The organism is Chryseobacterium piperi (assembly GCF_002285635.2).
GTDB lineage: Bacteria > Bacteroidota > Bacteroidia > Flavobacteriales > Weeksellaceae > Chryseobacterium > Chryseobacterium piperi.
In genome coordinates this window covers 1659333-1683661 of sequence record NZ_CP023049.2, presented here as the reverse complement: position 1 = coordinate 1683661, position 24329 = coordinate 1659333, and the positions used below count along the sequence as shown (strand labels likewise).

The window sequence follows — 24329 nt, the reverse complement described above, 5'->3', positions numbered from 1 at the left end:
GCAAAGCTGCAGAGGATTTTTTATGAAATGAAATATCTATTTTCTTAATCTACTGAATGAAAACATCAGATAGAATAAGAAGGGTAAAATAAATAAGGAGCCTAGCATTAAAGCCCAGGCTAATGCTGAAATTGTTTTGGGTGCGGCTACATGTTCCAGTAAAGAAAGATGGTTTCCGTTCGCTAATAGAATAATATCAGGATTATGCTGATAGGTAGCTGCTACTAAGATCATAATAACCTGGAATCCGGCTAATGCACGTACCGGAAGCAGCTTTCTTTGTTTCATAGCACGGAAAATTAATCCTAAAGCAATGGTTGCGAAAGCAATAGACATAATACCTAAAGGCTTTGAAAATACCCATGTTACAAGCGGGATATTGGAAATATAAGCAGTGAAAAATACGAGAGCTCCGGTAATCACTACAAAAATCATCGTTTGTTTAGACTTTTTGATCATTAAATCCAGGTCTGCTTTATCGCGTGTTTCCCTTAATGAAAAAATAGAGGCAAGGTAGGCACACAATGCTATGGTGAATAGGCCTACTGCTATACCGAACCAATTCAGCCAGCTAAAGATATACAGATCTAAAAAGGTGGTAGCGTCCGGATTGATAGATTGTGAAACTGTGGCGGCAGCGATTAATCCAAGGAAAAATGGAGTTAAAAGACTAGCGTAGTAGAAGATTAGCGTATATAATACCTGCCAATCGTCTTTAACAGCATCGTAATTCCTGAAAGTGAAAGCAGTACCCCTTGCTATAATTCCTACAAGCATAAGTACTAAAGGAATATGCAAATAAGTTGACATCGTAGTGTAGATTTCAGGGAAACCTACAAACAAGATCACAATAGCAATAATCAGCCACATATGGTTTGCTTCCCAAACAGGAGCGATAGATTGATACATGATTTCTTTTGTTTTGTGACGGGATTTCTTTTTGGTAAACAATTCAACAATACCAGCGCCGAAATCAGCACCGCCCAAAATTACATACAGACAGATAGCGAGCCAGAGAAAACCTATAACTACATAAATCATGATTTCTTGTTTTTAAAGTTAAACTGAGGATCGGTAGGGTCATAAAGTTTAGGAACCATTTGTATTTGTCTTTTCAGAAGGAAAATAATAATTAATGATAAGGACACAAAGATCGCGGTGAAAAAATAGAATGAATACTGGATTCCAGGCATAGGAGTAACAGCATCTACAGTTCGCATAATTCCATAAATAATCCAGGGCTGGCGTCCAACTTCAGTAACGGTCCAGCCTGCTTCCAGTGCAATGTATCCGAAAGGTGTTGCGATAAGGAAGGTTTTTAGGAGCCAGTTTCTATTTAGCCATTCCTTTTTGAAAAATAGAGAATAGACATAAATCATACCGATACAGATCATAATGACACCGAAGAAGATCATAATCTGAAAAGAGTAGTGAACTACAGCAATAGGAGGCCATTCGTCTCTTGGAAAATCCTTTAACCCTTTTACTTCTGTATTGAAATCGTTACTTACTAAAAAGCTTAATAGTTTAGGTATTTTTATAGCGTAGTTAATCTCGCCCTTTTTTTCATCCGGAATTCCTCCGATCACAAAAGCGGCGCCTTTTTCTGTTTCAAAGTGAGCCTCCATGGCAGCTAATTTTATAGGCTGTCTTTTAGCAACAGATTTTGCGGCAACATCTCCACTCAGAGGGGCTCCGAAAGCACCAATAAGGGCAAAACCAGCAGCAATTTTGAATGCTTTGGTATGGAATTCCACATTTTTCTTTCTCATAATGAGATAGGCGTGAACTCCTGCTACGGCAAATCCTGTTGCGCAAAATGCGGCAACTGTCATATGAAGAGCCTGTGGAAACCATGCTTCATTAAACATGGCTTTGATCGGGTCTATATTTAAGTATTGGCCGTTAACATAATCAAAACCTGCAGGGGAATTCATCCAGGCATTCGCAGCAACCACTAAAATACCAGAAGCCAAGCCGCTAAGTCCTACCAGGAATCCACAAAACCAATGGAACCATTTGTTGAATTTATCCCAGCCGTAAAGGAAAAAGCCAATGGCTATAGCTTCAATAAAGAAGGCAGTTCCTTCAAGAGAAAAGGGCATTCCGAAAATAGGTCCGGCATGTTTCATGAATTGTGGCCAGAGAAGTCCCAATTCAAAAGAAAGCATAGTACCCGAAACGGCTCCGGTTGCAAATAAAATGGCAACTCCTTTGCTCCAGGCTTTGGTGAGTCCTTTGTAGACCTCATTCTTTGTTTTAAGGTATTTCCAGTGGGCAAATGCCATTAGAAAAGGCATCACCATACCGACACAAGAGAAAATGATGTGAAACCCAAGGGACATGGCCATTTGTGCGCGAGCTGCAATGAAATCGTCCATAATATCAATTTTTGAGAAAATAAATTTACGTATAAATTATGGATGTTTGATATGATTTAAAACAGGATATGCTGATAAAATACATAATAACTTTGTTCTTTTTTAGAGGAAAAAAGGCTTTGCTTGATGTGGAAAAGTTCAGACTTTTTTGACATATTTTAACTTTCATAAGTCGAAAAAAATCACGATATTTGTAGGTCTTTGCGTTTAGCAAGATTTAATAATTTGATATGAGTCAGAAACAATATACAGCTAGTAGTATTCAGGCATTGGAAGGAATGGAGCACGTTCGTATGCGTCCTTCAATGTACATTGGTGATGTTGGAGTCAGAGGACTTCATCATTTGGTTTATGAAGTAGTAGATAACTCTATTGACGAAGCGTTAGCAGGATACTGCGATACCATTTTCGTTAGCATTAAAGAAGGTAACGGAGTCGAAGTTAGTGATAACGGTCGAGGTATCCCGGTTGACTTTCACGAAAAAGAACAAAAATCGGCTCTTGAGGTTGTTATGACAAAAATTGGAGCCGGAGGTAAGTTTGATAAAGATTCTTACAAGGTTTCAGGAGGTCTTCACGGAGTTGGGGTATCGTGTGTGAATGCACTTTCCAACGAAATGATAACAACAGTTTACAGAGATGGAAACGTTTATCAGCAGGTTTACTCCAAAGGAAAAGCACAAACTGAAGTTCAGGAGATAGGACACAGTGATAAAAGAGGAACAAAGCAGTTTTTCAAGCCGGATGATACTATTTTTACAGAATTAGTATATAACTACGATACTTTAGCAAACCGTTTAAGAGAACTTTCTTACCTTAATAAAGGAATTACGATTACCCTTACTGATGAAAGAGAGCAGTTAGAAGACGGATCTTTCAGAACAGAGATTTTTCATTCTGAAGGAGGATTAAAAGAATTTGTTGCCTATATAGATGGAAGTAGAGAATCCATCATGGAGCATGTGATTTTCATGGAAGGAGAAAGAGATGAGATTCCTGTAGAAGTAGCGATGCGTTATAATACTTCATTTAACGAAAATCTTCACTCTTACGTTAATAATATCAATACTCATGAAGGAGGAACTCACCTTGCAGGTTTCAGACGTGCTTTGACAAGAACGCTGAAGAAATATGCTGATGATCTTGGTGTTCCACAAAAAGAGAAGGTAGAAATTACCGGAGATGATTTCCGTGAAGGATTAACGGCCGTGATTTCAGTAAAGGTAATGGAGCCTCAATTTGAAGGTCAGACTAAGACAAAACTTGGGAACTCTGAAGTTTCCGGTGCCGTAGATAAAATCGTAGGGGAAATGCTTACGAACTTCCTGGAAGAAAATCCTAACGAAGCTAAGCTGATCGTACAAAAAGTTGTTTTGGCTGCAAAAGCAAGACAGGCTGCGAAGAAAGCACGTGAAATGGTTCAGAGAAAATCTCCGATGGGAGGTTCTGGACTTCCTGGTAAATTATCTGACTGTTCATCAAAAAGCCCTGAAGAATCTGAACTATTCTTAGTAGAGGGAGATTCCGCAGGAGGTACTGCAAAGCAGGGTAGAGACAGACATTTCCAAGCAATTCTTCCATTGAGAGGTAAGATTCTGAATGTAGAAAAATCAATGCTTCATAAAGTATATGATAACGAGGAAATAAAGAATATTTATACAGCTCTTGGAGTTTCTGTAGGAACGGAAGAAGACAGCAAGGCCTTGAATATGGCTAAACTAAGATATCATAAGGTTGTAATCATGACCGATGCCGATATTGACGGGTCTCACATTTCTACATTGATTCTTACATTCTTCTTCAGATACATGAAGGAACTTATTGAAAACGGATATATTTATATTGCTCAACCTCCTTTGTACCTACTTAAAAAAGGAAACAAAAAAGTATATGCTTATAACGAAAAAGAACGTGAAGAGTTTACTTTAGATATGTCTCCGGATGGAAAAGGTGTTGAGGTACAACGTTACAAAGGTCTTGGGGAAATGAATCCTGAACAGCTTTGGGAAACAACCCTAAACCCTGAACACAGAATCCTTAAACAAGTAACAATTGATAATGCAGTAGAAGCGGACAGTGTTTTCTCTATGCTAATGGGGGATGAAGTTCCACCAAGAAGAGAATTTATTGAAAAGAATGCAAAATATGCTAAGATTGATGCTTAATCGATCTTCATTATAATAAAAAAGACTTCAGCAATGAAGTCTTTTTTTTGCTTTAAAATTTAATTTTAACACTTATTGGGAATTTTTGCTATTTTTGTTAAATTTTATAAACCAATGATGAAAATGCTTACTGCAGGGGCTTTGTGTATAGCCTCTCTGTATTATACTCAGAATTATCCGGTATCTGCAATTCCTGAGAACTTAAAGAAAAATGCGAATGCTGTCGTTCGTAAAGATTGGACCACTGTTCAGATTGATCGGATAGACGAAATGAAATATCAGATCAATACGGTAACAACGGTCTTAAATAATGACGGGAATGCTAAAGCTCAAGCTTATATCCCCTATGAAAAAGGAGATCATATATCAGATGTTAAAGTAACTATTTATGATGAATCAGGGAAAAAAGTAAAGTCCTATTCCAAATCCGATTTTGGAGACTTTGCCAATAACTCTCAAGGTGTTTTTTATTCTGATAATAGATTTTTGGCATTATCCTATACCCCGACCCAATATCCATATACCATCGATTTTACGTATCAGATTACCAATTCTAATACTGTTTTTATACCCGATTTTGTGCCATTTACTTCTCCGAATGTATCTTTGGAAGACAGTCAGTTTAAGATCATCAATAAATCAGGGATTGAGCTTCGTACTAAAACGTATCCTTCCTTATATAATTACACTTCGGTTATAGAAAATGGTAGTGGCAATGATAAAATATATTCCTATAAAAATGTTCCGGCTATCGAAGATGCTCCTTTGATTCCTAAGCCAACCAAAATCTTACCTAAAGTAAGTTTTGCCTTGACAAAATTCAATCTTGAAGGAAAGCAGGGAAGTATCAATACCTGGAAAGATTTTGGATCATGGTATTATAACAGCATTATACAACCTGTATCCTTGTCTACTCCTTCTATCAAAGCGGAAGTTGCAGCGCTTAATTTACAGGGATCCAAAGAGGAAAAAGTAAAAAAGCTATATCAGCATATGCAGGCCAAAACCAGATACATTTTTGTAGCATTGGGGATCGGTGGCTGGCAGCCTATGCTTCCTGATGAAGTACATAAAAAAGGGTATGGAGACTGTAAAGGGCTTACGAATTATATGAAAATATTATTGGATGAAGCGGGTATTCCATCTTATTATTCGGTGATCAATTCAGGTTCCTCCATCGAGTCTTTTGATCCTGATTTTCCTAAGATGGGTGGAAACCATGTTATTTTGATGGTGCCCACTGAAAAAGGCAATATCTGGTTGGAAAATACTTCACAGCAAATAGCTTTTAATCATTTGAGTTTTAGCACAACTGACCGTAATGTTCTTTCTATTAGAAAAGAGGGAATTGAACTGATCAATACACCTGTTTATCCGGCTGAAAAAAATAAGGAAAAACAAACATTGCTCATTAAGCTTAATGAAGATAACAGTATCAGCGGGCAGGGACAATTTGCCTTTACGGGGAGCCAGTATGATTATAGTTTAAAATATGCAACCTTGTCGGGCAAAGAAAAAGAGGAATCGATAAAAGACCAATTGGGAATGTTGCACTTTGAAAAAGCTGAAATGAAAGACTTTACCAATGACAGAGAAAATGCAGTGGCACAGTTTAACCTTGATTTTAAAGCTAATAATTATTCCAAATACGCAGGAAGCAGTATGATTTTCAGAGCTGTTCCTATCTATTCCAATAATATCTATAAAACAGAAGAAAAAAGAGAGCTACCATTTGAAATCATGTATTCATTTGAAGATGAATATCACATCAGTTTTCAAATCCCCAAAAATTATAAAGTTGATGAGGTACCGAATGACATCAAGCTAAGTTCTGAATTTGGGACCTACCAATTGAGTTTTGTGAAAGAAGGAGAGGAAATAAAAGTGAACAGAACAATGAAAGTGAACAAAGGAGTTTTTCCGAAAGAAAAGTATAATGACTACATCAACTTCAGGAAAAAAACAACCAATATGGATAACTCTAAAATTTTAATTACTAAAATCTAATCATGAAAAAAATTATACTCATTGTTTTCAGCTTTGTAACCTTTACTTTTGTTAAATCTCAAAAGCATGAATTTCTAAACCCTCCAAAATTTAATGATGCGGATTTATCAAAACAAAAATCGGCACTGGATGAAAATGCCCCGGCTGAAATTCTGTACAAATCTGTACACTTTAATATTGATTATTCAAGAATAACGCTTCAGAAAACTATTTTTTACAGAGTTAAAATTTATGATAAAGATAAAGCTGAAGACTGGTTGAACCTTGAAGTTCCTCTTTACCAAAGCGGAAGCGATCAGGAAACCTTGTCTAAAATGAAGGCTTACACATACAATTTGGAAAATGGAAATGTAGTGACCACAAAAGTTGATAAAAGCTCCAAGTATAAAAGCAAGGAAAATAAATATGTATCAATTACCAAATTTGCTTTTCCTAACGTAAAGAACGGATCTGTCTTAGAATATCAGTATGAGGTGACCTCGCCGTTTTTATTTGCCATTCCTGAAATACTGATAGAATCGGATACTCCGTCAATGTATACAGAGTACGTTTTGGATACTCCTTCTAATATTGCGTATAATGTCAACTATACCGGATCTCTTAATCCAAAACACAGACATGTGGAGGAAAAAATGATGTATGGAATCAATTACAGAACCTATAGGTTTGGGTATGAAAACCTTAAAGGATTTAAAACTGAAAAATTTATAAAAAACGATAGAAATTACAGGACTAAAATCAGTGCAGAATTAAACTCCACCAATTTCAAAGAGCTGAAACTATACTCTTCATCATGGGATCAGATTAAGAAAAGACTGTACGAGAATGAAGATTTTGGAGGAGAATTAAAGAAAACGATATTAGCAAAGGATAATATGCCAGCGGGAATTTCAAATTTAAATGAAAATGAAAAAGCCGAGGCAATCTTCAAATACGTTCAGAAAACCTTTACATGGAATAAATACTCAGGGGTTAAAACTGAGGATGGTATTAAGAAAATGCTGGAAACAAAAACGGGTAATGCAGCTGAAATTAATCTTTTCCTGGTTATGCTTTTTAGAGAAGCCGGAATCAATGCAGATCCTGTAGCGATCTCTACTGTTGGAAATGGGGTTATTAATCTGACGTCACCTAATGTTTCTAACTTCAATTTTGTATTGGCTGCCGTGAAAATTAACGATCAGTATCATTTATATGACGCTACCACAAAACAATCTTCAATGGATATGCTTCCGCCACGAGATTGGAATCAGTTTGGAATTTTACTGTCAAAAGATAAAGTACAGCAATTAACCATGGTCAATTCAAAACCAAGTTTTAATTATTTGACTGCAGTAGCGAAAATCAACGAGAATGGAAGTGTTTCAGGAACCTATTCGGATAAAGATACTGGAAGTTATGCAATGTTTGCAAAAGAGAATTATGATGATAATATGGAGAAGTACAAAAAGCAATACAAAGATAATTACGCTATTGATTTTACGAATATTGAATCTAAAGTTCTTGAAAATGGTGATTTTGAAAGTACCATGAATTTTTCATCAGATAATTTAATTGACCGGGTAGGAAAGAAGATCATCATTAATCCGATGTTATTCTTAAATAAAAACTCTAATGAATTTGATCAGGCTGAAACCAGACGATTTCCTATAGATTTTATTTCTGCCTATACCAAAACAAAAAAGATCACTTTTGAAATTCCGGAAGGCTATGTTATTGAGGAAATGCCTAAAAGCAAGAAAATTGTTACTGATGACAAAGAAATTGAATACAGTTATGTAGCAGAGCATAAAGGAAATAAGCTTGAGGTAACCAGTACCATCAAGGTACTAAGCCCGGATTATCCTAAAGAATACTATCCTGCATTCAAACAGATTTGGGGAACCGCTTCAAAAAGTGAAAACCAGGTAATAAGTTTAATTAAAAAATAACTAGAAAGCTTAGGATTTATCTTTATTGCGCTATTGGCTTTCGGAAATGATCAATTCGATAGTCAGAGAATTCCAGTCACTAAAGAAAATATAAAATAAATTATAAAACCATTCATCTTTTGAATGGTTTTTGTATTGATATTGAAAATTAAAAATTATGAAAAATACAATAGCAGTTGTAGCGTTATCCTCTTTCTTTGTTTTTACAGCATGTAAAAAAAATGAGCCGGTGAATACTTCGACGGAAAAGACAGTGAATACAGAAGAAAATAAACAATCTCAAAAATTAGAAATAGACTCGGTGGAAGTTAGTGATTCTATAAAAATAGGTAAGCTATTAAAGGTGAGCTATACCTCACAACTTTTGGTTTTTCCTACTTTAAAGGATCAAAAGCTTCTGGATAGTATCTATTTTGCTAATGAAGGAATCAAAGATTTTTCTAAAAACGGACTTAAGAGCTATCTCGAAAAAGAAAAAAATGTTTACTTCGACTCTATGAAAAGAGATAGTGATGAACTTACCGGACCTTCCCAAGCTCAGGATTGGTATTCAAGTTCTCACATGAGGTTAAAATCCAATATGAACGACTATATGCATATTCAGTATACGGGTAGTTCCTACGAAGGCGGAGCTCATGATAATTATGGATTTTCAGAAAGAGTTTTCGATTTAAAAAATAATAAAAAAGTTGAGCTTACCGATATCACCACAATGCCTAAAAATAAAATCGAGGAGATTTTGATGAAAAACATTGATAAGATAAACAGTGGAATAACAGATGCTGAGGGTAAAGTCAAAGGTTCTGATATGCTTTTGGTAAAAGTGATTCCTGCCAGTGATAATTTCTATTTTGATGATAAAAACTTGTATTTCCATTACAGTCCGTATGAAATAGCTGCATTTGCTGCGGGAGATATGACGATTCCTGTTTCATGGGACGACCTTAAAGGAACGCTGAAGCCTGAATTTAAAGAAAGAATGAAGATTCAATAAAAAATTAAATGCGTAAAAGACCTTTGGTGTCCATTTTGCAATGACAAGTACAAAATACTTATGAAAAATACTATTGTTGCCCTATCATTATTTTCCTTTTTGGCCTTCTCTTCCTGTAAAAAAGGAGATTCTCCCATTACACCATCTTTACAGACAAACGCAAAAGAAGCTGAAAAATTAGTGGTAGATTCTGTTAAAATAAATGATTCAGTTCGTATAAATAATGCACTTTCTGTCAATTACTCTGCAAAGCTTTTGGTGTTTCCGGAGATAAAAGATCAGAAGCTTTTAGACAGTATCTATTTTAGAAATCAGAACATTGCTGATTTTTCAAAACAAGGGCTTCAGGATTTTCTACGAAAAGAAAAAGAAAACTTCTTTAAAGATAGGAAGGGTGGAAGCTATGGCGGGGATGCAGGAAAGTGGTATTCACATTTTGATATGAATCTAAAGAATAATATCAATGATTTTATGCATATTGAATATTCAGAAGATTCTTACTACGGTGGAGCTCATGGTAGTTTTGATTTTTTTGAAAGGGTTTTTGATTTGAGGGCAAATACGAAAGTAACCCTTGGTGATATTACCACTATATCTGAAAAAGATCTTGAAAAGCTTCTGATGAAGAATATTGATAAAGTTCCCAGCGGAGCTGCCAAACCCGAGGGGAAAAACTCCGATATGCTTTTGGTGAAAGATATTCCGGTTACAGATAATTTTTATTTTGATGATGAAAATCTATATTTCCGGTATAATTCATATGCAATTGCATCATATGCCGCGGGAGATATTACCATTCCTGTTTCATGGGAAGACCTAAAGGGAACGCTGAAACCAGAATTTAAAGAAAGAATGAAAATTAAATAATAATAATGCTTCCAAATCAGGAAGCATTTTCTAATTTTGCGACAATGGAAAAAGTAGCTTTTATCATCAATCCCTTTTCTGCGAAAAAAAATTACCAGCCGTTTCTGAATGAGCTGAAAAAGAAGGTGGGAAACCCACTATATTATATTTCGGAGTCCATTCAGGGAACAGATGATTTTATTCAACAGCATTTTAATGAGATTGATATTTTTGTGGCTATCGGAGGAGATGGAACGATTTCTACTGTTGCCAAAAACCTGATTAATACCAATAAGATTCTTGCTATTTTTCCTGCCGGTTCAGGAAATGGTTTTTCCAATGAGACCCGTTTTAGTAAAAATCTGGGCGAGCTGCTTGAAAAAATAGCAAGTAAAAAATCCAGAAAGATCGATACATTTACAGTGAATGATAAGCTTTCTATCAATGTTTCAGGAACAGGATTTGATGGAAAAGTGGTGAAAGAGTTTGAAAAGACTGATCGCGGATTCAAGAACTATATCAAGGTTTCTCTTAAAACATTTTTTAATTATAAACCCATTAAGGTTAAATTTACTGATGAGGCCTATCAACAATATGACGGTAAATATTTAATGCTGAATATTGCCAATACCCGTCAGTTTGGGAACAATGCTTACATAGCGCCTAATGCGAGTAAGAGTGATGGCCTGGTTGATATGGTTTTAGTGAAAAAATTTCCTTTGACTTACTCCGCATTATTTGCTTTCAGGATGTTCACAAAGAAATTAAAAGATGACGACTATGTCACTTATCTTCCCGTATCTGAAATTGAATTCAAAGTAACTACGAAAAATTGGCATTTGGATGGGGAGTTCAACAAGATTAAATCTCCTATTCATGTTAAGGTTCTGCCTGCAAGCTTGACAATTTTGGTGTAAAGCCTGGAAATTGGAATTGCGAAATTGTAAAAGAGGCAAAATTGCGAAATCGCTAAATCGTTAATTTGTAAAACTGTATTTGAGTATATGTCATTCCGACGAAAGGAGGAATCTCTTTTGCTAAATGACTTAATGCTGTACGATTTATATAGTACAACACAACAAGAAGGTTAATTTATACCTCCAGTTTCCTTTCCACCTCCAAAGGGTGATCTAAACAATATTGAAGCTGGTCTTTATCCAGTTGCTTTTCCCAATTCGCTACCACGACAGTCGCAACTGAATTTCCAATAACATTGGTAAGAGCTCTGCATTCACTCATGAACTTGTCAATTCCTAAAATAAGAGTCATCCCGGCTATCGGAATTTCAGGAACAACAGCAAGTGTTGCGGCTAAGGTTACAAATCCAGCTCCGGTAACACCTGCAGCGCCTTTTGAGCTGAGCATAGCAACAAGAAGTAACATTAATTGTTTCTCAAGCGGGAGATGGATGTTAAGAGCTTGTGCAATAAATAACGAAGCTAATGTCATATAAATATTGGTGCCATCGAGATTGAAAGAATAACCTGTAGGGATTACCAATCCTACGATCGCTTTTGAGCAGCCCGCTTTTTCAAGTTTTTCCATCACTCCGGGTAATGCAGATTCTGAAGAACTGGTTCCTAAAACAAGCAGAAGTTCCTCTTTCAGGTAGTACATTAGCTTAAAGATGTTAAAACCATTATACCAGGCCACAGCACCTAGTACAATAACAACAAATAGGAGAGAGGTAATATAAAATGTACCTACTAAAAATATAAGGTTAAGAACAGAATGAAGTCCATATTTTCCGATGGTAAATGCCATAGCCCCGAAGGCTCCGATAGGAGCTAACTTCATCAGCATATGCACAATTTTAAAAATCGGGGCTGAAAGGTCTTGTAGAAAATTGGTTATTTTCTGGCTTTTTTCCTTAGTCAATACAAGGGCAACCCCCATTAAGATAGCAACAAGAAGTACCTGAAGAATATTCTCTCCAACCAGCGGGCTGAAAAGAGTTTCCGGGATAATATTCATGATAAACCCGGTTAATGTAGTTTCATGAGCTTTTTGCTGGTATTGCGAAACATCTCCTGAAAGTGTTACGGGGTCGATATTTAGTCCTGATCCTGGCTGTAAAATATTTCCGACAACTAATCCGATAATTAAGGCAAGTGTAGAAAAAGTAAAGAAGTAAATCATTGCTTTTACAGCAATTCTTCCTACTTTCTTTAGATCAGTCATGTGGGCAATTCCTAAAGTAAGCGTAATGAAAATTACCGGGGCAATAATCATTTTGACTAATTTAATGAATCCGTCACCCAGGGGTTTCATTTTCTCCCCCAATTCAGGGTAAAACATGCCTAAAAGTATACCTGCCACAATGGCTATGATTACCTGAAAATAAAGCTGTTGGTAGAATTTTTTTGCTTTCAAAGGAGTGTGTTTTAAATTTTAAAAAGCGAAAAGTAAGAAAAAATGCTGTGATTTAAGATCCATGTCATAAAGACAAAGATATCCCTAATTGTCAGCTTTTTGTAGTTGAGGATTATTATTAAATTAATCAGTATGCTTATTCTGTAGCAACAGAATCATCACCGCGCCCGTCTGCAACGGCATGGATATTCCCATCATTGTCGATAACGATCATTTCTGTTTTTCCGATCTGTTTCACTTTTTCAATGACGTAATTTTTAGCTTTCAGATCATTGATGGTAGCTTCAGGGAAATTGTTTTCTACAGATACGGTTTCCGGAAGCCATTGATGATGAAACTTGGGTGCATTTACAGCAATATTAGCATTCAATTTAAAATCAACCACATCGACGATAGACTGATAAACGGAAGTAGGTATAGTAGTTCCTCCAGGTGTTCCAACCACCATATAAGGTTTCCCGTTTTTTAACAGAATGGTTGGTGTCATGGAAGAAAGCATTCTTTTGTTAGGCTGAACTGAATTGGCTTCACCTCCTACAGCTCCAAACATATTCGGAACTCCGGGTTTGATAGAGAAGTCATCCATCTCATTATTCAGAAAGAATCCTGCTCCCGAAACGACTACTTTACTTCCATAATAACCATTCAATGTTGTGGTAACGGATGCTGCATTTCCTTCTTTGTCAATTATGGAAATATGAGTAGTTTGAGTAGATTCTTTAGGCTGCTTGATAATTTTTCCTACTTCGGAGCTCGGAGTGGCTTTATTGAAACTGAAGCTTTTCCATCTGCTTTTTAAATAATCATCAGAAATCAAATAACTTGTTTTATCAGTAATAAAGTCAGGATCCCCCATATATTCCGCTCTGTCAGCATAAGCTCTTCTTTCGGCTTCTACCATAATCTGCACGGCCGGCGTAGAATTTTGCTGATATTTTTCCAGATTTTCATAACTGGCCATTTTAAGCATTTGAGCTAATAAAACTCCACCACTGGAAGGTAGCGGCATCGAAACAACATTGTTTCCTTTATAATCAAATTCCAAAGCTTTTCGCTCAGCAACCCTATAGTTTTTAAGATCTTCCAATGTGATGATTCCGTTTCCTTTTTTCATTTCTGCTACCAGGAGCTCAGCTATTTTTCCTTCATAGAATCCTTTTGCTCCTGATTTTTGAATCAGCTTTAGTGTTTCAGCGAGTTCTTTCTGGATCAGAATATCTCCTGCCTTCCATGGTGTATTTTTAACAAAAGCGATAGAAGTTGTATTGTGTTTCTGGAAGTTTTCTTTATGAGTATTGAGCATATCTGCTTCCTTCTCTGTGATCGCAAACCCTTTTTCTGCCAGATCAATAGCCGGCTGGATGATTTGACCCATTGGAAGTTTACAGTATTTCAATGTAGCAAAAAATCCGGCAATACTTCCGGGAATTCCTACAGCTAACCTTCCATTTTGTGAAAGGTCGGTATTGGCTTTTCCTGATTTATCGAGATACATATCTCTGGAAGCTTTTTTAGGAGCTGTTTCACGATAGTCTAATGTAAATTTTTCACCATTGTTTTTTACTCCTACTAAAAATCCACCACCACCTATATTTCCGGCTTGAGGATAAACAACTGCCAGCGCATATTGAGTTGCCACAACAGCATCGTAGGCATTTCCTCCCATTTTCATTATTTTGGCTCCGGCTTCACTAGCCAGAGGATGGGCAGAAACAACCACTCCCTTATTTTTTACTTTAACTTCTTTTACAATATTGAAGTCGGTATACTGACCCAGATAAAAGTGGGTACTTAAAAACAAGGCAGCAAATAATAGGCTCTTCATATCATTTTGTTTTTTATCAGAAACAAAAGTATATATTTTTTAATGAAAATCTTTCTTCATTAACCGGGAAGTGTTAGAGTCTGTTTAAATTTTATTCAGTAATAATTTTATGGCGGATAATTTGACCATGTTTTCAGAGGATTCCATTAAGAGTTCATAATTTCTGCATAATCTTCTATCGTTATCAAACCAAGCAAATGTACGCTCTATAATCCATCGTTTATGAATTGGCTCAAACCCTTTTACTTTTTTGTCACTCCGCATTACGATCTGAATGATATAATTAAACTTAATTCTTATTTCCTCAATAATCTCTCCTCTATAACCTCCGTCCGCCAGGATTACCTGAAGCGGAATTAGTAAATATCGCAGTGTTTTGATCAGTAACAATGCAGCCTTACTGTCATGAACATTGGCTACACTTACCATTACGGCTAACAAAAAACCATTTTTGTCTACCACAACGTGTCTCTTGATTCCTTTTATTTTTTTACCTCCGTCAAAGCCATTGAGTGAACGGTTATTTCCCCAACGAACACTTTGACTGTCAATAATTCCTAAACTTGCCTGCGCTTTCTGACCCCTGTTTCGTCGTACTTCCTCTCTCAATTTTGATAATAATAAATCGAAAATCTCCAGATTTGACCATTTTGAATAATAGTAATAAACCAATTGCCATTTGGGAAAATCATGAGGTAAAAGTCTCCATTGACAGCCTGTTTTTACTAAATAACTGATAGCATTCCAAATGACAACCAAATCATATTTTCGTTTTCTGTCATCAAAATCTAATGCTTTTTTTATAAATTGCCACTGAGTTTGGGTTAAGTCTGTTGGATACATTGATGTTTTTTTCTTTTGCAACTCTAAAATGACAATTTTTATGCAACTTTTAACCCTTACTATTTTTTATTATTACTTTTTTAAACAGGCTCTTAGTATTTTTTTTAAATTGTTTTATTAGTATTGAAAAAGAGCAGGTAGTTGTCTTTGTGTAATTTTTATTATGATTAATTATAAATAATTTAATAAAATGTGGATTTTGGTTTTTATTTCACTTGTGTATTAGACATAATTCATTACTTTTGGAAAAAAAAGCAAATGATCAAAAATTACCAGAAAGTTATCCCGTTAGCGGCATTGTTTTTAGTTTCTGTACATGTACAGGCTCAGATTCAGACCAAGGCTCAGACAGATTCTACTAAGACAAAGAATATAGAAGAGATTAAAATTACATTAGGGTCCAGGAATAAAGCAAGAGTCGCAACAGATACTCCCGTACCTGTAGATGTAATCAATATTGGAGCTCAATCTGTGATGACTCCACAGATGGATTTGAATCAGATTCTGAATTATGCGGCTCCTTCATTTACTTCAAATTCTACAACAGTTGCAGATGGAACAGATCATATTGATCCTGCACAGCTGAGAGGATTAGGTCCCGATCAGGTATTGGTCTTATTAAACGGTAAAAGAAGGCATACTTCATCTTTGGTTAACGTTAATGGCTCTCCCGGAAGAGGTTCTGTAGGAACAGATCTAAATGCACTTCCAGCTTTTGCTATTGAGCGTTTGGAGGTGCTAAGAGACGGAGCTTCTGCTCAATATGGCTCTGATGCGATTGCGGGGGTGATTAATGTCATCATGAAAAGAAATACTAATGCTTTGACTGCTGCAATTACAGCAGGAGGATTCAATTCTAATGGGGCTAATGATCATCAGGGAGGATGGGATGGAGCGAAATATCAGGTAGATCTTAATTATGGGGTGGGAATCGGGAAAAAAGGGTTTATCAATTTTACTGCCAGTCTGATGAAGAGGGATGAAACCCGAAGGGCTGGTACGGCTACAGGATCGATTTTTAATGCTTATAATGCGATTGAACAAAGAGCATTGGAAAATGGAGTAAATCTTTCTTCTCTTTTTGGTAATATAGGCAGTACGCCCAATCAACAACAGATTGTTGACTATATTCACCAGTATGCACAGGGAGTGAATTATTTCAGCCCTTCTTTTCAGTCACAGATCCAGAATACAAATAATATATCCGGATTACAAGGAATTTTAGGTGCCGATTTTACAGAAAATGAATTGGCATATAGAGGATTAACGAGAAATGATTTTAATATGCGGGTAGGGCAGTCCAGGTTGACATCCGGACAATTTTTTATGAATTCTCAATTTGATTTATCGGATTCTGTACAAGGTTATGCTTTTGGTGGAATCTCATACAGAAGCGGGAATGCAGGAGGTTTTTTCCGTAGGCCAAACGTAAACAGAACGCCTACTTCAATTTATCCTAACGGATTTTTACCTGAAATTGCTTCTGATGTGATTGATCTTTCCTTTGCTGCTGGTGTTAAAGGGAAAATAGGGAATGTTAATTATGACATCAGTAATACTTTTGGACAAAATACTTTTGATTATACCATTAAAAATACTGCGAATGCTTCGATGCTCTTTCCCAGCAAAACGGAATTTGATGCTGGAGGTCTAAGTTTTTCTCAGAATACAATCAATGCGGATTTTGATACCAAAGTGGATTGGCTGGAAGGTTTTAATATTGCTTTTGGAGGAGAAGCCAGATTTGAAAGATATAAAATTACAAGCGGAGAGCAGGCTTCCTGGGCGCTTTATAATACCAGTGGTACTGTTTCAAGTCCTGATGACCAAAAACCGACCGATTTTTTTGGTGCTGTAAGACCTGGAGGAGCACAGGTCTTCCCGGGATTCAGACCTGAAAATAGTTTGAATAAAGGAAGACGTTCTGTGGCGGCTTATCTGGATACTGAACTTGATGTTACAGATAAATGGTTAATAAGTGGGGCTGTGCGATTTGAAAATTATTCTGATTTTGGATCTACATTTAATTATAAAATTGCTACAAGATATAAGCTTACTGATCAAATCAATATAAGAGCGGCGCATTCCACCGGATTTCGTGCTCCATCTTTGCAGCAGATTTATTACAATACAACATCGACTCAGTTTGTAGGGGGGACAGCGTATGAGGTAGGTACCTTCTCTAATGACTCTCAGATAGCGAAAAGTTTGGGAATACCAACACTTAAGCAAGAAAGATCGATGAGTTTTTCAGCAGGTATTACAACTAAAATTCCACAAGCGAATTTAACCATTACCGTTGATGGATATTATATTAAGATTAAAGATAGAGTAGTGCTAACGGATCAGTTTTTAAGACCATCCGGAACTTATCCTGCTGGAAGTTCAGAATTTAACCTTCAGAGAGAGTTTGACAAAGCCAATGCTAATGCGGCTACTTTTTTTACTAATGCTATTGATACTCAGACAAAAGGATTAGAGGGTGTTATCTCACACAGAGCTAAGTTCTCTCCCAAAGTTTCATTAAGCTCGGACTTAGCGGTAACGGTTTCCAGAACAAACAGGATAGGGAATATTCGTGGTTCTGATCTTTTAATTAACGCGGGGCAGATCAACCGTTATTATTCTGAGATGAGCCGTGTGTATCTTGAAGAAGCAATTCCAAGATTTAAAGCTTCTCTTAATAACAGTTTGGAAGTCAGTAAATTTAGTTTTTTACTGAGAAATGTATATTTTGGAAAAGTAACAGATCCTAATACGATGGATGTTAATGGTGATGGTAAAATAGGTTACCAGATTATCAATGGTAGTGTAGTAGAAACCGAGCATCCGGTTTGGGGCGGAAAAATAATTACGGATCTTTCTGTAGGATATAAGTTTACTAAGAATTTTATTTTGACAATAGGAGCTAATAACCTGTTTGATATTTATCCGGATAGGAATTTGGGGCCAGCTACGGTTCAAAGGCCTTCTATGAACTCTTCAGGAGAGGTAGTTTATAATGCGGCGGCGCCAATCGATCTTTCTAATCAGAACCAATTTGTGTATTCAAGAAATGTTTCACAATTCGGAATGAACGGAAGGTTTCTTTTTACGAGATTGAATTTTAATTTTTAGAAAAGCTTATCAATGTTCTCAGGGTGTGTTTTTGCACACCTTTTTTTATTATGATTAGCATGATTTTTTTACTTTTGTAAAATTCAAAATCTAAAAAAAATAAAAATGGAATCCTATACGGAAAAAATACTGATTACCGGTGCTTTAGGTCAGATTGGCACCGAACTTACGAACAGACTTGTTGAAATTCATGGTGCCGAAAATGTTGTCGCTTCAGGTCTGGACAGATGGCAGAAAGGAATCACTTCTGCAGGGTATTACGAAAGAATGGATGTTACCAATACACAATTGGTAAGACAGGTTATCAAAGATTATGATATTACTACGGTATATCACCTGGCATCTTTATTATCGGGTACTTCTGAAAAGCAGCCTATATTTGCATGGAAACTCAACCTTGAGCCTTTGCTGCATTTTTGTGAAATGGCGAAAGAAGGATTGATTCAAAAGATATTCTGGCCGAGCTCTATTGCTGTTTTCGGGAAAGGGATTCCAAAAGAGAATGTAGAACAAGATGTTGTTTTGAATCCAACTACAGTATATGGGATATCAAAAATGGCAGGAGAAAAATGGTGTGAGTACTATTTCGATAAGTATGGAGTAGATGTAAGAAGTATAAGGTATCCTGGTTTGATCTCGTGGAAGACTCCGGCAGGTGGAGGTACTACCGACTATGCTGTAGAGATTTTCTATGAAGCGATCGAAGAGGGGAAGTATACCAGCTTCATTTCAGAAAATACAGGGATGCCTATGTTGTATATGGATGATGCGATCAATGCAACGTTGAAATTAATGGAAGCGCCAAAAGAGAGTTTAACCGTTCGTTCTTCTTATAATTTAGGAGGGATGTCTTTTACTCCAAAAGAATTAGCGGAAGAAATTAAAAAAGAAATTCCTGATTTTACGATTGATTACAAGCCGGATTTTAGACAAGAGATTGCCGATTCATGGCCTGCTTCAATTGATGATTCCATAGCTAAAAAAGACTGGGGATTGACTTATGATTTTGGAATTTCTGAAATGACAAAGGACATGATCAAGAATCTGAAAGTGAAATTAAATAAAAACTAATTACTTTAAGTATAGGTTTAATTAAGAATAGTTTTAACATCTGATTTTTAATTAATTATAAATTTTATATAAAATTAAGTTTAAATGATATTATTGACTTTTAACATCGTGAATATTGATTCTGAAGTGAAAAATGGAGCGGAAATTTCCGATGAAGAAAGATTGGTAATAACAATTGATAACACAAAAGCTATTCTCAGAATTCTGGATCTTCATGATATCAAAGCGAGTTTTTTTATTGAAATTTCTATCGTGGAAAAACTGCAAAATCTTATAAAAGCAATTTCAGGCCGTGGGCATGAAATTGCTTTTTATAATAAAAATTCAACCCTTGAGAAAGTTGAAGAAGTTAAAAAAAGGACTCAAGATTTTCTGGGAAAACAGATCCGGGGAATCCGGCAAAAAGATCATAAGATTCCTCAGGAGAATTTAAAGCTGTTGGAATTTAATTACGTTTCCAATATTGATAATGCTAATATTCTTTTTCCTTTTAAACGGTTAAAAAGGAATACTGAAATTATAGAGGAAGAAGGATTAAGTATTGTTCCGGAGAGTATCTCGCCATATAGTCAATTACCCTATAATGATTTCGTTTTTCAGGTACTTCCGATGAAGTATTACCAGAATATGGTCTTTGAGACCTTAAAAAACGATGATTTTGTTTTGATCTATCTTAACTCATGGCAGTTTACTGATTTCAATACATATCCGTTTAAAATACCTTTTTACAGGAGTCTGTTTTCTGGAAAAAAAATGGAGGACAAATTAAATGCCCTCCTTACCTGGATCAATGAGAAGGAGCTTGCTACTTCCCGTATGAAAGATTATATATTTTAATTCTATTCTTCATTTTTGCAGATTGCCAATAAATCTGTAGAGTATTGCATCTCTTTTTTAAAGAGAATATCTTCAGGAGAATATTCTGATGAGAAATGTTTGTTAGTAGTATTTTGCATAGGATTGGGTTGACTACTGGATTTTGATTTTTTGATGAAATCAAATAGGCTTTTTTGAAGCTTTAAGAGCGAAACTCTTAAAAAATATGGATAAAAGAATAGGGTTGATGGTAGTGTGATTATTCTTTGCTTTTTTGTTCGTTTGATCTCTTCCAAAACCAAGTCCGACTCGGAACCTATTTTTAAAATTTCTACTTTTTTAAATTGTTTTAAAAGTGTTTTATGCAAACTTTCCGAAGTGTATTCTTTGAGATGGAAAATATTCCAGGGCTGTTGTATATATTTAAAAAGTCTGTGTTTTTTATCCGGAGTTGAAATAATCAAAATACCACCGGGGTTCAACATCTTTTTTAAATTGGCAGTGTATTCACGATCGTTAGGAACGTGCTCGATAACTTGAAAGGATGTTATGAGATCAAATTTTTCATTTTCTAGTTCGGAAATTGTCATAAAGCTTAAATTAGAAGAGCGATATTCTTTTTTTGCATAATCAATAGCTTCATTACTTATATCAACGCCAATAATACTTTCTGTATTCTCTGATAACATATGTGTACCGTAACCTGAACCACATCCGAAGTCTAAAACTTTTTTATTTTTCACAAAATTTTTAGCATATTCATAAGTGGCAATATGCATCAGATGAAGATATAATTCAGATTTATTGTTAAAACTTTCGTTTAATATATGCCTTTCACCAGTATCTTTCATTAATGTTAATGTTTTGTTTTCTACTAAACTAGATAATTTAAGCCAATTCAAAAAGCGTTATTTCCGGTAATACGCCCACTCTTCCTGGATAACCTAAAACTCCGAAACCTCTGTTGACATATAGGAACTTTCCTTCACTTTCATAGATGTCAGCCCATTTTGGATAACGATATTGAACGGGTGACCATTTGATATTTTTAAGATCCAATCCGAACTGCATACCGTGGGTATGGCCGGATAATGTTAGCTGAACGTTTCCGGGGTGTTGTTTAACCACGTAATCGAAATGGGTAGGGTCATGGCTCATTAGTATTTTTGCGGCAGATTCAGGAAGTCCTTCAAGCGCCTTGTCGATATCTCCAAATTGAGGGAAGGGTTTGAGTCCCCAATTTTCAACTCCTAAAATATAGAGCTTTTCACCATTTTTCTCAATGACTCTATGTTCATTTCTAAGCATATCGAATCCAGCTTGTCTTTCGTATTCAATCAGGGTGTCCAGATTCTTTTTCTTTGCATCCAGAGAAGTCCATGTTACATAATCACCATAATCATGGTTTCCGAGTACTGCAAACTTTCCGTCTTTGGCTTTGATTTTAGAAAACAAAGGAATGAAAGGTTTAAATTCATCAGAAACATTATTGACCATATCTCCGGTAAATAATACCAGATCAGGGTTCTGCTCATTAATTAGTTTGATAGCGTGTTCTAATTTGCTTGGATCTGAAAAGCTCCCGCTGTGAACGTCTGAAATCTGGACGATCTTATATCCTTTGAAACTATTGGGAAGATTATTGAGTTTTACTTTTACCTTTCTTACTTTATGACGGTATTTTCCAAAAGTGATTCCGTCGATAAAAAGAGCGGAAAGAACTCCTCCTAATCCTAATCCCATTAAACTGAGGAATTTTCTTCTTTCAGGGAAGAAATTTTCTGAAGGGTTTTTAAAGCCTAGCAGATAGGTACCTGTTCTAAAAATATCGTCAATCAATAGAAATAAAACGATGAAAATCTTCGGTAGAATAAAGATTAAAAAAAGAGACATCATCCATTGGATTCTTACCGAGCTTCTGTCCGCTTTTTGAAAATGCATAAGTTCATAAGCAAAGATTCCATAAAGTACCAAGGATAATATGCAATAGCCTATTTTTATCCAGGAATTGTCAGTGAGGGTTCTTATTGCCTGATAAATGTAAATTTCCAGAAAAAGGAAAATACCGGCAATAATTAAAAAATTTTTTTGCATAATCTGGTTAAAAAAAGCACAAAGAAAAATTCCCTTTGTGCTTTTTATATTTTTAAGTTGTTTTATTCTTAAGGAAATTTATAAACGATCGCATTGATGTTCATTCCGGCACCTACCGAAGTCATTACAATGTTACCTTTATCTTTAAACGTTTGACCAGCCATTTTTCCTTTAATTATTAAATCATACATTGTAGGAATGGTTGCTACAGAGGAATTTCCAAACTCCTGAATCGTCATTGGAGAGATCGCGTGATCATAATCTTTTACCTCATAAAGCTTATGGAGTCTTTCGATCATGGCGTAATCCATTTTTGCATTAGCCTGGTGGATCAATATTTTATCAATATCTTCAATAGATAATCCTGCATCATCAATAGTTTCTTTGATGGCTACAGGAACATTTTTAAGAGCATACTCATAAATTTTTCTTCCCTGCATTCTTACAAATAAACGCTTTTGATCTGCATCCTTATTGATAGAAGGACCATTGGCAAGGTAGCATAATTCCGGACCATTATCACAAATGGTATTGTGAGAAATAATACCAACATTTTCTTCGTCAGTTGCTTTAACGACAACAGCACCGGCGCCGTCAGCAAAGATCATTCTGTTTCTGTCGTGCGGATCTGTAACACGGTTAAGTGTTTCTGCTCCCACAACAAGAATGGTTTTAGCTGCTTTAGCTTTAATAAGGTTATCTGCTAAAATCATAGCTTCTACCCAACCCGGGCAACCGAAAATCATATCGTAAGTAACGCACTTTCTGTTTTCTATCCCTAGTTTATTTTTTACTCTCGCAGCCATATTAGGCATGAAATTGACATAACCATCTACCGTAACCTCTCCGAAATTACTGGCATAAATAATGTAATCCAATTCTTCTGCATCTATTTTGGCATCTTCAATAGCAACCTTTGCAGCTTCATATCCGATTTGTGAATTTGTAAGATCTTCCTCAATAAATCTTCTGTTTTCTATTTCGGTGATTTCTACAAATTTGGCAATAATTTCTTCAGTTGGCTTTTCTATCTTTTCCCCTTCATCTGTATAGAACTCAGAATTCATGAAAAAGTCTCTACCTATAACTCTATTAGGAATATAAGATCCAGAACCAATAATGATCGTATTCGGCATTCGTTTAAATGATTTTTTAAAAATGCAAAGTTAATAATTAATCTTAATAACGAAGAATTAAAAATATTATTAAATTTGCAAAAATTGTACTTTACAATCTATGAAAAATAATCCGGCCTTAAAAGGCTTAGCTATTGCTATTGTGGCGTTTATAATTGCCTTTGGGATCTATTTCTTTTTTCTAGCCAAGAAAAATTATTATCTGGTAGATAATCCTACTCCCAATACCTATTACTATAAAATCAATAATGGTTCTGAGGGAATTATCTCCGCAGGACAGTCGGTACAGGTTAATCTGAATCAGGGGAAAAATGCGATTAAAGTTTTCGACAGGAACAAAAAATTATTATATGATTCTGCCTTCCAGGTAAATAAAATTCGTGGGCTGGTTAACATTGCTCATCAGGATTATTATATCAACCGACAATATTATGGATACAATCTTAAAAAAGATTCATTACTTTTGGAGCTCAATAAGACCGTAATTGACGGTAAAGAATATTTTGGCGGAGCCAAGCATTTCAATAAACTTTTCACTGATGATTTTTATTATAACGTAGATGAAGATTATGATAAAGTGATTAAAAATATTGATAAAGTGGAGTCCCGCTCAAAGATTTTCAGAAAACAAGATTACCTTAACTACTATAAAGAATATTACAAGTTTTGACAAAAGATATCACTAAAGTAACGCCCTACAATTCTGAGGCTACAAAGAAGAGCCAGGTAG

General features: G+C 35.6%; 18 protein-coding genes. 10 read left to right on the top strand and 8 right to left on the bottom strand.

The genetic code is table 11. From position 1 onward, the window contains the following. Positions 1-36: 36 nt before the first annotated feature. Positions 37-1041, bottom strand: a complete 1005-nt coding sequence (locus CJF12_RS07350; RefSeq protein ID WP_034681506.1) for a cytochrome d ubiquinol oxidase subunit II — start codon at positions 1039-1041, stop codon at positions 37-39. After that, entirely contained in the window at positions 1038-2381 is a 1344-nt protein-coding gene (locus CJF12_RS07345; protein ID WP_034681504.1) for a cytochrome ubiquinol oxidase subunit I, read from the bottom strand. Before CJF12_RS07345 ends, CJF12_RS07350 begins: the two co-directional genes overlap by 4 nt. Before the next feature lie 230 nt (positions 2382-2611). On the opposite strand from CJF12_RS07345, the gene gyrB reads away from it, so the two are divergent. The 6 genes from gyrB (at position 2612) to CJF12_RS07315 (ending at position 11241) form a co-directional block, all read left to right on the top strand. Continuing rightward, the gene (gene gyrB, locus CJF12_RS07340) at positions 2612-4546 is read left to right on the top strand and encodes a DNA topoisomerase (ATP-hydrolyzing) subunit B (RefSeq protein ID WP_034681502.1); all 1935 of its coding nucleotides are present in this window, start codon (positions 2612-2614) and stop codon (positions 4544-4546) included. A 114-nt stretch (positions 4547-4660) separates the two neighbouring features. Then, positions 4661-6553 (top strand): DUF3857 domain-containing protein, encoded by a 1893-nt coding sequence (locus CJF12_RS07335; protein WP_034681662.1) that lies wholly within the window; start codon positions 4661-4663, stop codon positions 6551-6553. A 2-nt stretch (positions 6554-6555) separates the two neighbouring features. Further along, a complete protein-coding gene (locus tag CJF12_RS07330; protein WP_034681500.1) occupies positions 6556-8484 on the top strand; it encodes a transglutaminase domain-containing protein in 1929 nt (642 codons plus the stop codon). Between the two features lie 157 nt (positions 8485-8641). Continuing rightward, positions 8642-9478 carry an RsiV family protein gene (locus CJF12_RS07325; protein WP_034681498.1) on the top strand — a complete coding sequence of 279 codons (837 nt, stop codon included), beginning with the start codon at positions 8642-8644 and terminating at the stop codon, positions 9476-9478. A gap of 60 nt (positions 9479-9538) precedes the next feature. Next, the gene (locus CJF12_RS07320) at positions 9539-10345 is read left to right on the top strand and encodes a DUF3298 and DUF4163 domain-containing protein (RefSeq protein ID WP_034681496.1); all 807 of its coding nucleotides are present in this window, start codon (positions 9539-9541) and stop codon (positions 10343-10345) included. A gap of 5 nt (positions 10346-10350) precedes the next feature. Next, on the top strand, positions 10351-11241 hold the full coding sequence (locus CJF12_RS07315; protein WP_394336996.1) for a diacylglycerol/lipid kinase family protein: 891 nt from the start codon (positions 10351-10353) through the stop codon (positions 11239-11241). Between the two features lie 175 nt (positions 11242-11416). Here CJF12_RS07315 and CJF12_RS07310 read toward each other — a convergent pair whose 3' ends face one another. The 3 genes from CJF12_RS07310 to CJF12_RS07300 form a co-directional block, all read right to left on the bottom strand. Continuing rightward, positions 11417-12697, bottom strand: a complete 1281-nt coding sequence (locus CJF12_RS07310; protein WP_034681494.1) for a dicarboxylate/amino acid:cation symporter — start codon at positions 12695-12697, stop codon at positions 11417-11419. A gap of 136 nt (positions 12698-12833) precedes the next feature. Then, on the bottom strand, positions 12834-14522 hold the full coding sequence (gene ggt / locus CJF12_RS07305; RefSeq protein ID WP_034681493.1) for a gamma-glutamyltransferase: 1689 nt from the start codon (positions 14520-14522) through the stop codon (positions 12834-12836). Positions 14523-14606: 84 nt separating this feature from the next. Continuing rightward, the gene (locus tag CJF12_RS07300; RefSeq protein ID WP_095591055.1) at positions 14607-15365 is read right to left on the bottom strand and encodes an IS5 family transposase; all 759 of its coding nucleotides are present in this window, start codon (positions 15363-15365) and stop codon (positions 14607-14609) included. Between the two features lie 258 nt (positions 15366-15623). Between CJF12_RS07300 and CJF12_RS07295 the strand changes: the two genes are divergently transcribed. The 3 genes from CJF12_RS07295 to CJF12_RS07285 all read left to right on the top strand — a co-directional run bounded on the left by CJF12_RS07295 (position 15624) and on the right by CJF12_RS07285 (position 20390). Then, positions 15624-18482, top strand: a complete 2859-nt coding sequence (locus CJF12_RS07295; RefSeq protein WP_034687610.1) for a TonB-dependent receptor plug domain-containing protein — start codon at positions 15624-15626, stop codon at positions 18480-18482. A 105-nt stretch (positions 18483-18587) separates the two neighbouring features. After that, a complete protein-coding gene (locus CJF12_RS07290) occupies positions 18588-19553 on the top strand; it encodes an NAD-dependent epimerase/dehydratase family protein (RefSeq protein WP_034687614.1) in 966 nt (321 codons plus the stop codon). Positions 19554-19637: 84 nt separating this feature from the next. Beyond that, positions 19638-20390 (top strand): polysaccharide deacetylase family protein, encoded by a 753-nt coding sequence (locus tag CJF12_RS07285; RefSeq protein ID WP_034687616.1) that lies wholly within the window; start codon positions 19638-19640, stop codon positions 20388-20390. A 2-nt stretch (positions 20391-20392) separates the two neighbouring features. Here CJF12_RS07285 and CJF12_RS07280 read toward each other — a convergent pair whose 3' ends face one another. From CJF12_RS07280 to CJF12_RS07270, 3 genes are all read right to left on the bottom strand, one after another. Then, positions 20393-21220: a class I SAM-dependent methyltransferase gene (locus tag CJF12_RS07280; RefSeq protein WP_051887396.1), complete on the bottom strand. Its 828-nt coding sequence runs from the start codon at positions 21218-21220 to the stop codon at positions 20393-20395. 37 nt (positions 21221-21257) lie between these two features. After that, positions 21258-22463 (bottom strand): metallophosphoesterase, encoded by a 1206-nt coding sequence (locus CJF12_RS07275; RefSeq protein WP_034687618.1) that lies wholly within the window; start codon positions 22461-22463, stop codon positions 21258-21260. 68 nt (positions 22464-22531) lie between these two features. After that, positions 22532-23599, bottom strand: a complete 1068-nt coding sequence (locus CJF12_RS07270) for a 3-oxoacyl-ACP synthase III family protein (protein ID WP_034687621.1) — start codon at positions 23597-23599, stop codon at positions 22532-22534. Positions 23600-23699: 100 nt separating this feature from the next. Between CJF12_RS07270 and CJF12_RS07265 the strand changes: the two genes are divergently transcribed. Continuing rightward, the gene (locus CJF12_RS07265; protein WP_034687624.1) at positions 23700-24269 is read left to right on the top strand and encodes a hypothetical protein; all 570 of its coding nucleotides are present in this window, start codon (positions 23700-23702) and stop codon (positions 24267-24269) included. Positions 24270-24329 lie beyond the last annotated feature (60 nt).